This is a genomic window from Paenibacillus sp. F024 (assembly GCF_057814255.1).
The window spans coordinates 1-13,185 of sequence record NZ_JBVASZ010000004.1 but is presented as its reverse complement, the minus strand read 5'-3'; the positions used below and the strand labels follow the sequence as shown (position 1 = coordinate 13,185).

Sequence of the window (13,185 nt, the reverse complement as noted above, 5' to 3'; positions counted from 1 at the left end):
AACATTGCTTCGCTTTAGAAAAAATGATAATATTAATAGAATTCATATTATTGCTTCTGGTACCAGTGCAACAACGATTCATGAGACACATCGCAGTTGCTATTCTATCAAAATTTACCATATAGAATTTTTGACATGAATCAATAGGCAAGGGCCGGTAGAACCAAGAGGGGGAGCGTCCATGCTGCGTTTAGGGCAAAAAGTGTATATTGTCGGGGATAGTTTTGAACAAAATTTGCCGATCGGCGAATATGGATATATCATTGCGTACGACCGCAATGCGGATAATGTATTTGATTATGTGGTACGGGTACCGAAGGCGAACAAGCATTATTTCGTGCCCGGAACGGATGTCGAGCTTGAGGAAGTGCTGCTGCAGCAGGAGGTTGACCGGGTGGAGCGGGAGGCGCTAATTGATTTTGCGCTTGCCACGAAGAATGAAGAACTGTTCCGCCGCATCATGAACGGCGATGCAGAAGAACCGGTGGCCGAAACGAACAAGGAAATCCAATCGAACGAAGACTTTATTAAGCAAATCCATCTGAAAGCGTGGATCTAACGTCCGCCGATCTCATTACACGAATAAAAGGTCAAGATAACCGCCGGGAATGACGGTGATTTCTTGACCTTTTTGCATTAATTCTCCATTTCCTGAAGTGGTCTAGGCGATGGTTTACCCAGCAGATAGCCTTGGGCAAGCTGGATGCCGGAAGCTTTGCAGTAGTCCCATTCCTCGGTGCGTTCCATTCCCTCAGCCAATACCACGCCCCCAAAAGAAGAGGCACGGCGGATGATTTCATCAATTTTATTCTGCTTCTCGCTGTCTTCGTCACAGTGATCGGTTAACCCGCGGTCGATTTTCACATATTCTGGCTTTAGTGCAGACAAGACATCGAGGGTAGAAAAACCGGAGCCCACGTCGTCAAGTGCGACCTTCACACCATGCTGCCGGTAAACCTCAAATATATTTTGCAAGTGTTTGATGTCTGCAATTCGCTCGGTCTCCACGACTTCAAACACAAAGTCCTGCGGGTCCAGCTCATAATTCTCAATCGCCGCGAAGGTATGGGTCAGGCAGTAATTGGGATTATAGATCGATGAAGGCAAAAAGTTGATGAACCGTTTGTATCCCTTTGGAATATGCATTGCGCTGGTCTGAATGGCTGATATCCGTGCAGACCGGTCGAGGAATGAATGTAAACCCGTTTGCTGAGCGATCGTAAACAATTCGTAAGGATTAAATGCGGGTCCCGTTTCCGAGGCTCGGAGCAAAAATTCATAGCCGAAAATTTTTCCTGTCGGCGTATCAAAAATCGGCTGCATGTAGCTGGTGAACTGTCCATCCAGTATAATGCGTACTAAATTTTGATGCTTCATTCTCGCAAAAAATGGCTTAAAGGAGACGGCATCGGTCAGATCGGCATTTCCATGGGCACATTCTGATTCGGTAATGCGCATCTTAACATGTACTTGTTCTTTCTCGGTGATCGCGGCTTCGAGCGCGGTTAAAGATTCAAACAGCTGTTCTTTGGATTCGTAACGAAAGGACAGGCTTGATTCCCTTGTCTCATGCAAAAACATCGACGCAATGCTTGCTTCCCGCAGCTTTTCCGCAACTGAAGGTTCCGTTGCTTGAACCAGCAACCATCCTTGATCTTGTATGGGGGCTATTGGCCTGCATCCAGAGCAGCTCATTCATCAGTCTCCTCTTCCAGTCCTATATTATGATCCTATTATACTATGATATTGTCTTGCTATCCTAATATTTTAACCACCACCATTACCCGTATTTCTTATGCTCTAAACACAAATAATTGAGTTAAAAAACCATCTAGGCTATAATAAAAAGAATGATTGCTGAAGAGTGAGGTGCAGGAAATGAGTATCACCATCAAGGATGTGGAGCACGCAGCCGCGTTGGCTAGACTTGAACTTGGGGATCAGGAGAAGGAACGGTTCACCGAGCAATTGAATGCTATATTAAAATATGCCGAGCAGCTGAATCAGCTGGACACAGAAGGTGTCGAGCCGACAAGCCATGCCATGCCGCTTGTGAACGTCATGCGCGAAGATGTCGTTAAGCCTTCTTTGCCGCTCGAGAAGGTTCTGCTGAACGCGCCGGATGAAGAAGACGGACAGATTAAGGTTCCGGCGGTACTGGAATAACGTAAGATCTACGAAGGGAGGATTTTCGCTTGTCTTTGCTTAATTTGCGTCTGCAAGAATTACATAACAAGCTTCATGCCAAAGAAATCACCGTCTCCGATCTGGTGGACGAATCGTATAAACGTATTGCCGCAGTAGACGGTAAGGTAAGAGCTTTTCTTAAGTTAGATGAAGATAACGCGCGGAAAGCGGCTAAGGCTTTGGACGAGCAATCCGGCGAGGGAGATTCCCGCGGACTGCTTTTCGGGTTGCCTATCGGAGTGAAAGATAACATTGTCACCGAAGGCGTAACGACGACCTGCGCGAGTCAATTTCTCAGCAATTACAATCCGATCTATGATGCAACCGTTGTGAGCAAGCTGAAAGAAGCTCAAGCTGTCTCCGTAGGCAAGCTGAACATGGACGAATTCGCTATGGGAGGCTCGGGCGAGAACTCCAGCTTTTATCCAACGCACAATCCCTGGAATCTTGAGTATGTTCCGGGCGGCTCCAGCAGCGGTTCCGCTGCCGCGGTAGCGGCGGGCGAAGTCTATTTCTCGCTAGGCTCGGATACGGGAGGATCGATTCGGCAGCCGGCGGCATACTGCGGTATTGTCGGAATGAAGCCGACATACGGTCTGGTGTCCCGTTACGGTCTGGTAGCATTCGCTTCCTCGCTTGACCAAATCGGACCGCTGACCAAGAACGTGGAGGATAGTGCTTACTTGCTTCAAGCGATTGCCGGCCACGATCCGAAGGATTCGACATCCTTGAACGCGGAAATTCCCGACTACATCGGTTCATTGACGGGCGACGTCCAGGGACTGCGTATTGCCGTACCGAAGGAATACCTGGGCCAAGGAATTGATCCGAAGGTGAAGGATGCGGTGCTTACGGCATTGAAGGTGCTGGAGGGCTTGGGAGCCATAGTTGAAGAGGTATCCCTGCCGCATTCGGAGTATGCTGTTGCCGCCTATTATCTTCTGGCGTCCTCGGAAGCGTCCTCCAATCTGGCCCGTTTCGACGGAGTCCGTTATGGCGTACGCGCCGAAAATCCTAAGAACCTGCTGGACGTGTATCTTAAATCCCGCAGCGAAGGCTTCGGTAATGAAGTCAAGCGCCGGATCATGCTTGGCACTTACGCTCTAAGCTCCGGATATTACGATGCCTATTATTTAAAGGCGCAAAAAGTGCGTACTTTAATTAAACGCGATTTTGACCAAGTGTTTGAAAAATATGACGTGGTGATCGGGCCGACGGCTCCGACAACAGCGTTCCGTATCGGTTCGCAGGTGGACAACCCGCTGACCATGTATTTGAACGATATCCTGACGATCCCCGTGAATTTGGCCGGTATTCCAGCCATCAGCGTTCCTTGCGGGTTCTCGGACGGGCTGCCGGTAGGTCTGCAAATTATCGGCAAAGCGCTCGATGAATCCACGATTCTGCGCGTAGCCCACGCTTACGAGCAGCACACCGACTTCCACAAGCAGCGTCCGCAGCTGTAATAGAAAGGAGCAACCTCAAGTGACAGCAGCAACCGATAAGAAATATGAAACGGTCATCGGGCTCGAGGTGCACGTAGAACTGCACACAAAGTCCAAAATTTTCTGCGGCTGCTCCACCGCATTTGGAGCTCCGCCGAACACGCATACGTGTCCGGTCTGTTTAGGACATCCCGGCGTGCTTCCCGTTCTGAACAAGCAGGCGGTAGAGTATGCCATGAAGGCAGCGATGGCGCTCAATTGCCAGGTTGCAACAGAGAGCAAATTTGACCGGAAAAACTATTTTTATCCTGACTCCCCAAAGGCATACCAGATTTCGCAGTATGACAAGCCGGTGGGAGAGCATGGATGGATCGAGATTGAAGTGAATGGCGAGACAAAGCGCATCGGCATTACGCGCGTGCATCTGGAGGAAGATGCAGGCAAGCTTACGCACGTGGACGGAGGCTATGCGACGCTGGCCGACTTTAACCGTGTCGGCACTCCGCTGATCGAGATCGTATCTGAACCGGATCTGCGTTCTCCCGAGGAAGCGCGCGCCTACTTGGAAAAGATTAAGGCAATCATGCAGTATTGTGACGTTTCCGATGTAAAAATGGAGCAGGGGTCCCTGCGCTGCGACGCCAACATCAGTCTGCGTCCTTTCGGCCAAAAGGAATTCGGTACGAAAACAGAGCTCAAGAACATGAACTCGTTCCGCGGCGTTCAACGCGGTCTGGAATACGAGGAATGGAGGCAGGCAGACGTACTGGATAGCGGAGGCCATATCGTGCAGGAGACGCGCCGCTGGGATGAGGCCCAGGGTAAGACTCTGACAATGCGCAGCAAGGAGCAGGCTCACGACTATCGGTATTTCCCGGATCCGGACCTGGTCTCCTTTCATATTGATGAGGAGTGGAAGGCTCGCGTTCTCGCATCGATTCCTGAGCTGCCGGATGCGCGTAAGCATCGTTACGTCAACGAATACGGTTTGCCGAGCTACGATGCTGAGGTGATTACCTCTTCCATGAAGCTTGCCGATTTCTTCGAAGAGAGCTTGAACTTCACGAAGGACGCCAAGGCGGTTTCCAACTGGATTATGGGCGATTTGCTCGGATATTTGAACGCCAACAACCTGGAGCTTGCCGATGTGAGCATCACGGGCAAAGGTCTGGGGGAAATGATCGGGCTCATGGAAAAAGGGACGATCAGCAGTAAAATCGCCAAAACTGTTTTTAAGTCCATGCTGGAAACGGGTAAAGACCCGCAGACCATTGTAGAAGAACAGGGTCTGGTGCAAATCAGCGACGAAGGGGCCATTAAAGCCGTTGTCGATCAGATTGTAACGAATAATCCGCAATCGGTTGCCGATTACAAGGCAGGCAAAGAAAAAGCGGTCGGGTTCTTGGTCGGGCAAGTCATGAAGGAAACCAAGGGTAAAGCCAACCCGGGTTTGGTGAACAAGCTGATTATCGAACGCCTTAACGCATAATGTGACCAAAGCGGTATGCCCCTTAGTCCTGCCCCATTGTGAATGTCGGACTTCGGAGGCCATACCGTTTTTTTGTGCACAAGAAGGAGGCTGAATCCATGATTCGTCCCATCGATCTGACCGATACGAACGAGGTGCTGGAATTCCTCGAACTGCAGCAAATCGCATATCGGGTGGAAGCGGAGCTGATCGGCTTTGAGGAAATTCCACCGTTGTTCGATTCTCCGCTCAGCCTAAAGGAATCCGGTGAATCGTTCTTTGGTTATTATGAAGAAAAGCTGGAAGGCGCGGCCGCATGCAAGCAGAACGCCAAGGAGTTATTGATCAGCCGTATGATGGTGCATCCGGCCTGCTTCCGCCGCGGGATTGCAAGCAAGCTCTTGGAGCATCTTGAGCAATTTGCGCTGCCGGGAATGAGGATCATCGTATATACGGGTACGAATAATACTCCAGCTGTTCAGCTGTATGATAAACATGGATATCAACCGTTTCGGACACAGCTGGTGGCGCCGGGGATTACACTAACGCAATTTCAGAAAGTGTTATAACATGGTCCGTTCATCGTGCCGAATATGAGAAACCGATCAAAAGGCCTGTATTCGTTTCGGGCCTTTTTGTGTTTTTTTAGGATATTGTCCTGAGAGCTATAACAAGATGGACCGATTGTTTCTTTTCGGCTTGTCTTTGTGTAAAGAAAAGGTAGCACAAGTTTTTTCTTTTTCTGCAAACATCTCCTGAAACAAACCTTTCCATGTTACAATAATCTTCAACATTATTCTTCATCTATGATTAGGGGGGCGACGGTCTATGAACGATCCGTGGACGATTGATACGCTGCATATTACTCTTCGTTTACTGCTGGCCTTAATGTTAGGCGGAGTCATCGGATTCGAACGGGAGCAAAATAACCGTGCAGCTGGCCTGCGTACCCACATTCTCGTATGCCTTGGATCTACGCTTATCATGCTGTTGTCGATGTACGGGTTTGCTGAATTCGCCAAGCTGGATAATGTCCGTTTGGATCCGGCCCGACTCGCGGCACAGGTGATCAGCGGGATCGGTTTTTTAGGGGCGGGAACGATTCTTTTTACAGGCAAATCGATCACGGGACTGACAACGGCAGCTTCCTTGTGGGTTGTCGCGGCCATTGGGCTGGCCGTTGGCGCGGGATTTTATTATGCTGCGATACTGGCCTGCGGGCTTGCACTAGTCAGCCTATTTTTGCTAAACCTTGTTGAGCAGAAGTACTTTCATACGAAAAAATCGCGTTTTTTTAAGCTGGAGGCCGTCGATAGCCCTAGTTTGCTTGGCAACGTAGTCACGATGCTGAGCAAACAAGGCAACGTTATTCAAAAGCTCTCTGTAGAAGAAATCCCTGGGGAAAAAGGGAACCGGCTTCAGATTACATTGACACTTCGGTTAGCTAAAGATATTAAGGTAGCCCAAACCGTGGAGAATCTCATGAGCCTGGATGGAGTGAATTCAGTTTCATGCGACTGATTTCTTTGCAAAAATGGAAGGGGCATTAGAAACGCTGCATCTAAGAGATTGACCTATGGACGGGGAAGCTGTTTCACGGCATTTGCTGTTTTTAAGGAGGAGTTCACCAATGCAGGGTCAGGATCCGTCAAAAGGTCCGTATATCCATGAAGACGATGAGGAAGAAGCTTTTTTGCGGGAGAGAATGAAACGCTACGGGAAGCCCCGCAGGCAGCAGCCGTTTGACCCGTTCTATGATCGCCGAATGCCCCGTAAAAACAAATGGATCGCCGGAATTCTTTCCTTTTTGATCCCTGGTACGGGTCAGCTCTACTTGGGTCTCATGCAGCGGGGCATGGGCATCATGCTGCTGCTGATTATGGATATTTTCGCGATTGTCTTCTTCGCTACAAGCCAAGTGACAAGCATCCCGCTCATTGTTCTTTTCTCTCTGCTTGTGCCTGTCATTTATTTCTATAATATCTTTGATGCGCTGCAGCAAGCGGATAAAGTCAATTACAGAGGATTTTCTTTTGGGCTTGGACTAGATGTGCAGGAGCAAGGGGGGATGATTTTCCCGGAGGAAAAGCCTAAGAAGCCAAAGCTGCGTGGTAACGGATTGGGTTATGTCTTGATTGCCGCGGGGGCGCTCCTCATTCTCATCAACGGTAAGCCGGCTTGGCTTGACCGTGTGCTGGAGTTCTTGGGTTCGTCGGTCGTGGCAGTGATTCTGATTGCTGTGGGAATCTATATGTTTTTTAAGGAATCCGCTAAAAAATAGGAACGGCGCATAGGCTTAAGCATGTCGCTATACGGCAGTGCTTTTGCTCGTGCCGGTCTGCGGCTCCGTGATTCTTGAAAGTGCGATAGGCAATGCGGCAAGACTCCCAATAAAACAACCGGTTTTCCGGGGAAGCTATAAACGGCGAATTCCAAATTTCAGAACACAACGTCTACCGGCTGGATCCTAGCCCGTAGGGGTCTCTTTCCATATCCATATGATGAATTGACATATTATCCGGCGCACAAGTATAATTAAGTGATATACTTTCTCGAGTGGGCGGTGAATACCATGAACCATTCTTTAGAACATGCGTTAAATAAACTTAAGACGATGGGCGTACGAATGACTCCTCAGCGCCTTGCTATTTTGTCCTTTTTGCTTGATACGATGATTCATCCGACGGCTGATGATATTTACAAAGCATTATCCCCGCGTTTTCCCAGCATGAGCGTTGCCACCGTGTATAATAACCTTAAAGTGTTTATTGAAGCCGGATTGGTGCGGGAGATGACATACGGCGATCATTCCAGCAGGTTTGATTCGAATTTGTCCGATCATTATCATGCACTCTGTGAGCAGTGCGGGAAATTGGTTGATTTTGCCTATAAACCGTTAAACGATTTGGAACAGGCCGCTGAAGAAATGACGGGTTTCCACGTGAAGAGTCACCGTGTTGAAGTGTACGGCGTATGTTCGGAATGCGCGATGCAAACGGTATGATAGATTGATAGTTTAAGGTATAATGGACGTGTTCGTTCCGCCTGAAGGCGGAACGAACACGTCTTTTCTTTTTTTAAAACGATTTCAAGATGCGGAATACGGGAGTGAAGCCATGCGTCGCAGGAAAAACCGTAGAATGCCCCCGCTGCTTATGACATTAGCCGTTATATGCGGTATTGCTTTTGGGCTGTTTTATTGGTCGGTTTATGTGCCGAGCTCAAAGCGTGAACAGCCGAGCTTTGAAGGAAATCCGAAACCGGTATTTTATCAAGGGGCGATGCTCCATGATCCGGCCATCGGATCTAAAGAAAGCCTGAAGCTCTCTTATGACCTTGTAAAGGAACATATTGATCCCTCTATGATTTATGAGAAATCATCGGAATCCACCATCATTACTACTCAATATAGGGTTGTTCGGCTGCGCACGAGCGAGCTGACGGGTATGATGAATGAGAAGCCGTTCAAACTCCGGTTCCCGCTTGAAAAAAAGGATGATATGCTGTACCTCCCCATGGATCCATTGAAGGACTTGTATGAAATCGAGCTGCGTGAGTCTGAAGAGACGGGTGCGGTGCTTTTGTTTAAAGAAGGCGATACCGTTCGTTGGTACAAGACGCTTTTTCACCCGGATAAACCGGACCGAACGATTCCCATGCGCAGGGATCCCTCGATTAAATCGGTGATTTTGGCCGATGTAAAGCAGGGAGAGCCGGTAATGGCATGGGGGGAACAAGAAGAGTGGATTCGTGTTCAGCTGACCAATGGTTATATGGGGTACATTCTCAAGGAGCAGCTGCTTGCCGATCAGGAGGAGACCATTCCCAAGAAAAAGCCTGCAGCCGATTTCGTTCCCAAGCAGCCGATCAAAGGGATTGTAAATTTGACTTGGGAGCATGCGGTAACCAAAAATCCGGACACCTCCAAAATTTCTCCGATGCCGGGAGTAGGTGTTGTCAGTCCCACATGGTTTTATTTGGAGGACGGGGAAGGAAATTTGAATAATCTGGCCGATCCGGCCTATGTCCAATGGGCTCATAAGAATGGGTACCAGGTTTGGGCGCTGTTCAGCAATGGGTTTGATCCGAAAAGGACAACGGATGCCTTATCCACCTATGACAAAAGGATGACCATGATCAGGCAGCTTTTGGCTTTTGCTCAGATGTACTTGCTGGATGGCATTAATATTGATTTTGAAAATGTGTACCTGAAGGATAAACAAAATCTCGTTCAATTTGTTCGTGAAATGGCACCGCTTATGCATGAACAGGGGCTTATCATCTCGATGGACGTTACACCCAAATCCAACAGCGAGATGTGGTCGCTTTTTTATGACCGTAAAGCGCTTATTGCATCGCTTGATTACATGATGCTGATGGCTTATGACGAGCATTGGGCAAGCAGTCCTAAGGCAGGGTCTGTTGCATCGCTGCCATGGGTGGAACAGTCCATTACTTCACTGCTTGAGGAGGATGATATTCCTCCGTCCAAGCTGATTCTGGGCATTCCTTTTTATACAAGGGAATGGACGGAGGAGATAGTGGATGGCCAAACCAACGTGAGTTCAAGGGCTGTGTTCATGGATAGGCCGCAGCGGGTGATCAGGGAAAGGAATCTGACCCCTGTTTTCTCTGAGGAAACCGGACAAAATTATATCGAATACGAAGAAGACGGCAAGCGCAAAAAAATCTGGATCGAGGATGAGACGTCGGTTAAAGCGAGAATTGCACTGGTAAATAAATATCAGCTTGCCGGAGTCGCTTCCTGGCGCAGAGGCTTTGAGAATCCGGAGGCATGGAACTGGATCCGTTCGGCGCTTGAACCCAAGCAATAAAATAAACTGGCTATTCCGTAACGCTTGCTGCGCGGCATAGCCAGTTTATTTGTTGTGTGGGCAAAGCTCTTCCTAATCAAGTAGAGGAGGTCGTTTCATTTCTGCCGCTTGAAGCGCCGCCGGCGGTATCCTCCGTTTCTTCATTAGGAGCGTGTTTGGGGTCAAACGATAAAATCGTTTTGCAGTACATGCAGCGGTCGGTCTTGCCCAGCATTTTGGTGTGCTTTCCGCATTCGGGACATGCCAGCACCGTAGCGCTCGTTGACATCATGCCTGCCGTAAAATAGATACCCATGCTGACCAGCATGGAAATGCCGCCAAGAACCATGCACGTTGCCGCAAGAATGCGTCCTGCTTTTCCCCATTCGAACACGATACCCGCAAGTCCGGTAATCATGAGAAGCATTCCGCCCAGTGTTAACAGCAGTCCCCATAACCGGAATTCATTTACTTTACTTGACTTGAGTTTCATTTACGTCACTTCTTTCAAATTAATAATTATGTGAGTTTTGTCACAAAACGTTGGCAGGAAACTGAAGTTGAATGTAGAAATAAACATAAATATTGCATTATTTGATTCTTGTGCCCACAGTCAGGAGGCTTACTTCATTGGAATCAGTAAAACAATATTGGGTAGAAAGACTCCGGCAGGATGAAGCTGTCATCAGTGTGTCGGTCGTCGATAACCCCTCGATGTTCTCCTCCGTTACAGATGGATTTGATATTCTTCTTCTTGTCATTAGCCGTGACAATGAACGCACTTATCAACAAATTCATTATATAAAAGACAACCAGCGTATACAAGAAAGATGGGTTAGTCCGGATGCGTTGGAGCAATGGATCTTGCATGGAGAACACCGCAATTTGATTTATTGGATCTTAAAAGGGGAGATACTTTTGGATCGGAATACGTATTTGGAGAGCTTACGTCATAAGGTACTTGAATTCCCATTAGAGCTGCGGGAGCACAAGCTGCTTATTGAATTCTCCAAGTTTTTGCGGTGCTATCTACAGAGCAAAGAATACATACTTAACGAGCATTTATTGGATGCTTATAACAATATACTTGAAGCGCTGCATCACTGGGCGCGGATCGTGATTATTGAATCGGGCCGCCATCCTGAGGTTATGGTATGGCGGCAAGTGAAGACGATAAATCCCGGTGTTTACAAATTGTACGAGGAGCTCACCTTAAGTAACGAAACATTGAGGCAGCGGGTGCAGTTGGTCCTGCTGGCTTGTGAATTTTCGGTGATGTCCAAAATGGAGAATTGCTGTAAGCCGCTTATTGATTTGCTTGCCAGCAGGGAAGAAGCCTGGAGCCTTCAAGAGCTGCAGCAGGTTCCGAAGTTGGCGGACGTGAAAGCGGAGCTTCCGCTGTTAATGGGCAAGCTGGTCAAAAAATCGCTGGCAAAAGAGATTATTTTTACGATCGACTCTGAATTATCCGTACTTGAGCTTCGTTATAAGGATGTCAAGAGCTGAAGTTTGTGATATAATGGCAGCAAATTGAATAGCCACTAGGGGAGCCTCAACGCAGCGGGGCTGAGAAAAAGAAGCGTATTCTTTGACCCTTGGAACCTGAGTTACGGTAGTCTGCTGGACGCGGATACAACTGGATCATGCCAGCGTAGGGAAGTGGACGAATGTTTACATAAGTTGTTGTAAGGCATTTGCTCATGATGTCAACCCGCTCTGGGTTGGCTTTTTTTGTAATGCTTGGAATATAGGGGAGGTGAGCGGATGAAACTCATTGTGAATGGGGAGCCAAAGGAAGTGGATAACGCTTCTACGGTGGCAGAAATGCTGGCGGCGTTCAAGCTGGAGAACAAAATATTGGTAGTGGAGCTAAATAAGGAGATTATTGAGCGCGGCACTTATAACGAGACACGTCTGAATGATGGCGACCGAGTGGAGATCGTCCATTTTGTTGGCGGCGGTTAACATATCTTTTTATATTGAAGGAGACAATGAACATGAGTGAAGCGTTGAAAATTGGCCCTTATGAATTTAAATCCCGGCTGCTTTTGGGTACGGGAAAATTTACGGACTTGCAAATACAAGACCAGGCTGTTCGCGTCTCGGAGGCGGAGGTATTGACGTTTGCCATACGCAGGCTGCCGATTGATAACCCGGATGCACCCAACTTTCTCGAAACTTTGGATTTGAAAAAATTTACTCTGCTGCCCAATACAGCTGGTGCTTATTCGGTTGAAGAGGCTGTACGAATTGCGCGTTTGGCGAAAGCATCCGGATTGTGCGATATGATTAAAGTGGAAGTGATTGGTGATCCCAAAACCTTGCTGCCGGATCCTGTAGGTACGCTGGAAGCAACGAAAATCTTGGTGGATGAAGGCTTTATTGTGCTTCCTTATACCTCAGATGATCCGATTCTTGCTCGCAAGCTGCAGGAAGCCGGAGCTGCTGCTGTGATGCCTGGTGCTTCGCCAATCGGTTCCGGTCAAGGTATCGTAAATCCGAATAATTTGCGGTTCATCCTAGAGGAAGCTAAGGTGCCGATTATTGTTGACGCAGGAATTGGAGGTCCTGCCGATGCTGCCTTGGCCATGGAGCTAGGAGCAGACGGCGTTTTATTAAATACGGCAGTGGCCGGAGCGGGTAATCCCGTCCTGATGGCTGAGGCGTTTAAACTGGCCGTTGAGGCGGGGCGCAAAGGCTTCATGGCTGGCCGAATCCCTAAGAAACGGTATGCTTCCGCAAGCAGTCCGGTTGAAGGTATGATTGAATAATAGAGCATGGGAGCTCCTGGTCCATTGGTCGCTGCGGGGGCTCCTTATTTTTTTTCATACGGGTGCTTGACTTTCAAACAAAGGATATGTTAAATTAATTCTCGCCGCTTCAAACGGCCTATCGTTTTGAAGGATCTCAAATGGTGAGCAGAAAACAACGGTTAAAAAAATGCTTGCATTGAGATAGGTGAATGTGGTATATTATAAAAGTCGCCGCTAAACGAGGTGACAGTAAACGGCAAGGTCGGAAAATGCTTCTGCAGTAAGACTTTGTCGAAGAAATTGCCCTTTGAAAACTGAACAACGAGTGAGTGTTTTAATAGAGAATCGTATGATTCTCGCCAGTTTTAAATTTTGAGCTATATCAGCTTTTCTTTAATGGAGAGTTTGATCCTGGCTCAGGACGAACGCTGGCGGCGTGCCTAATACATGCAAGTCGAGCGGATTTATCCTTCGGGATAAGTTAGCGGCGGACGGGTGAGTAACACGTAGGCAACCTG

The 13,185-nt window shown here is 48.2% G+C and carries 14 protein-coding genes and 1 rRNA gene; 13 read left to right on the top strand and 2 right to left on the bottom strand.

What is annotated here, in order from left to right:
* Positions 1–181 precede the first annotated feature (181 nt).
* Positions 182–559: an ATPase gene (locus tag ACZYR9_RS06255; protein WP_488977615.1), complete on the top strand. Its 378-nt coding sequence runs from the start codon at positions 182–184 to the stop codon at positions 557–559.
* A 77-nt stretch (positions 560–636) separates the two neighbouring features.
* On the opposite strand, the gene ACZYR9_RS06250 is transcribed toward ACZYR9_RS06255, so the two are convergent.
* On the bottom strand, positions 637–1,695 hold the full coding sequence (locus ACZYR9_RS06250; RefSeq protein WP_488977614.1) for an EAL domain-containing protein: 1,059 nt from the start codon (positions 1,693–1,695) through the stop codon (positions 637–639).
* A 183-nt stretch (positions 1,696–1,878) separates the two neighbouring features.
* Here ACZYR9_RS06250 and gatC point away from each other — a divergent pair, with 183 nt between their 5' ends.
* The 8 genes from gatC (at position 1,879) to ACZYR9_RS06210 (ending at position 9,935) form a co-directional block, all read left to right on the top strand.
* The gene (gene gatC / locus ACZYR9_RS06245) at positions 1,879–2,166 is read left to right on the top strand and encodes an Asp-tRNA(Asn)/Glu-tRNA(Gln) amidotransferase subunit GatC (RefSeq protein ID WP_488977613.1); all 288 of its coding nucleotides are present in this window, start codon (positions 1,879–1,881) and stop codon (positions 2,164–2,166) included.
* Between the two features lie 29 nt (positions 2,167–2,195).
* Positions 2,196–3,653, top strand: a complete 1,458-nt coding sequence (gene gatA / locus ACZYR9_RS06240) for an Asp-tRNA(Asn)/Glu-tRNA(Gln) amidotransferase subunit GatA (protein ID WP_488977612.1) — start codon at positions 2,196–2,198, stop codon at positions 3,651–3,653.
* Positions 3,654–3,672: 19 nt separating this feature from the next.
* Entirely contained in the window at positions 3,673–5,121 is a 1,449-nt protein-coding gene (gatB, locus tag ACZYR9_RS06235) for an Asp-tRNA(Asn)/Glu-tRNA(Gln) amidotransferase subunit GatB (RefSeq protein WP_488977611.1), read from the top strand.
* 98 nt (positions 5,122–5,219) lie between these two features.
* Positions 5,220–5,669, top strand: coding sequence for a GNAT family N-acetyltransferase (locus ACZYR9_RS06230; RefSeq protein WP_488977610.1), 450 nt, complete (start codon positions 5,220–5,222; stop codon positions 5,667–5,669).
* 259 nt (positions 5,670–5,928) lie between these two features.
* Positions 5,929–6,621, top strand: coding sequence for an MgtC/SapB family protein (locus ACZYR9_RS06225; RefSeq protein ID WP_488977609.1), 693 nt, complete (start codon positions 5,929–5,931; stop codon positions 6,619–6,621).
* Positions 6,622–6,730: 109 nt separating this feature from the next.
* Positions 6,731–7,381: a hypothetical protein gene (locus ACZYR9_RS06220; RefSeq protein ID WP_488977608.1), complete on the top strand. Its 651-nt coding sequence runs from the start codon at positions 6,731–6,733 to the stop codon at positions 7,379–7,381.
* A gap of 291 nt (positions 7,382–7,672) precedes the next feature.
* Positions 7,673–8,104 carry a Fur family transcriptional regulator gene (locus ACZYR9_RS06215; RefSeq protein ID WP_488977607.1) on the top strand — a complete coding sequence of 144 codons (432 nt, stop codon included), beginning with the start codon at positions 7,673–7,675 and terminating at the stop codon, positions 8,102–8,104.
* Between the two features lie 112 nt (positions 8,105–8,216).
* A complete protein-coding gene (locus ACZYR9_RS06210; protein WP_488977606.1) occupies positions 8,217–9,935 on the top strand; it encodes a glycosyl hydrolase family 18 protein in 1,719 nt (572 codons plus the stop codon).
* Positions 9,936–10,011: 76 nt separating this feature from the next.
* Here the strand turns inward: ACZYR9_RS06210 and ACZYR9_RS06205 are convergent, their stop codons facing one another.
* A complete protein-coding gene (locus ACZYR9_RS06205; RefSeq protein ID WP_488977605.1) occupies positions 10,012–10,407 on the bottom strand; it encodes a DUF2614 family zinc ribbon-containing protein in 396 nt (131 codons plus the stop codon).
* A 137-nt stretch (positions 10,408–10,544) separates the two neighbouring features.
* On the opposite strand from ACZYR9_RS06205, the gene ACZYR9_RS06200 reads away from it, so the two are divergent.
* The 4 genes from ACZYR9_RS06200 to ACZYR9_RS06185 all read left to right on the top strand — a co-directional run.
* Positions 10,545–11,420: a nucleotidyltransferase-like protein gene (locus tag ACZYR9_RS06200; protein WP_488977604.1), complete on the top strand. Its 876-nt coding sequence runs from the start codon at positions 10,545–10,547 to the stop codon at positions 11,418–11,420.
* A gap of 258 nt (positions 11,421–11,678) precedes the next feature.
* Entirely contained in the window at positions 11,679–11,879 is a 201-nt protein-coding gene (thiS, locus tag ACZYR9_RS06195; protein ID WP_488977603.1) for a sulfur carrier protein ThiS, read from the top strand.
* 32 nt (positions 11,880–11,911) lie between these two features.
* On the top strand, positions 11,912–12,685 hold the full coding sequence (locus tag ACZYR9_RS06190) for a thiazole synthase (protein ID WP_488977602.1): 774 nt from the start codon (positions 11,912–11,914) through the stop codon (positions 12,683–12,685).
* Between the two features lie 375 nt (positions 12,686–13,060).
* A 16S ribosomal RNA gene (locus ACZYR9_RS06185) occupies positions 13,061–13,185 on the top strand; the annotation flags it as partial.

Coding starts and splice junctions, on each gene's coding strand:
- ACZYR9_RS06255 (WP_488977615.1), top strand. CDS start 182: ATGCTGCGTTTAGGGCAAAAAGTGTATATTGTCGGGGATAGTTTTGAA.
- ACZYR9_RS06250 (WP_488977614.1), bottom strand. CDS start 1,695: ATGAGCTGCTCTGGATGCAGGCCAATAGCCCCCATACAAGATCAAGGA.
- gatC (WP_488977613.1), top strand. CDS start 1,879: ATGAGTATCACCATCAAGGATGTGGAGCACGCAGCCGCGTTGGCTAGA.
- ACZYR9_RS06230 (WP_488977610.1), top strand. CDS start 5,220: ATGATTCGTCCCATCGATCTGACCGATACGAACGAGGTGCTGGAATTC.
- ACZYR9_RS06225 (WP_488977609.1), top strand. CDS start 5,929: ATGAACGATCCGTGGACGATTGATACGCTGCATATTACTCTTCGTTTA.
- ACZYR9_RS06220 (WP_488977608.1), top strand. CDS start 6,731: ATGCAGGGTCAGGATCCGTCAAAAGGTCCGTATATCCATGAAGACGAT.
- ACZYR9_RS06215 (WP_488977607.1), top strand. CDS start 7,673: ATGAACCATTCTTTAGAACATGCGTTAAATAAACTTAAGACGATGGGC.
- ACZYR9_RS06210 (WP_488977606.1), top strand. CDS start 8,217: ATGCGTCGCAGGAAAAACCGTAGAATGCCCCCGCTGCTTATGACATTA.
- ACZYR9_RS06205 (WP_488977605.1), bottom strand. CDS start 10,407: ATGAAACTCAAGTCAAGTAAAGTAAATGAATTCCGGTTATGGGGACTG.
- thiS (WP_488977603.1), top strand. CDS start 11,679: ATGAAACTCATTGTGAATGGGGAGCCAAAGGAAGTGGATAACGCTTCT.
- ACZYR9_RS06190 (WP_488977602.1), top strand. CDS start 11,912: ATGAGTGAAGCGTTGAAAATTGGCCCTTATGAATTTAAATCCCGGCTG.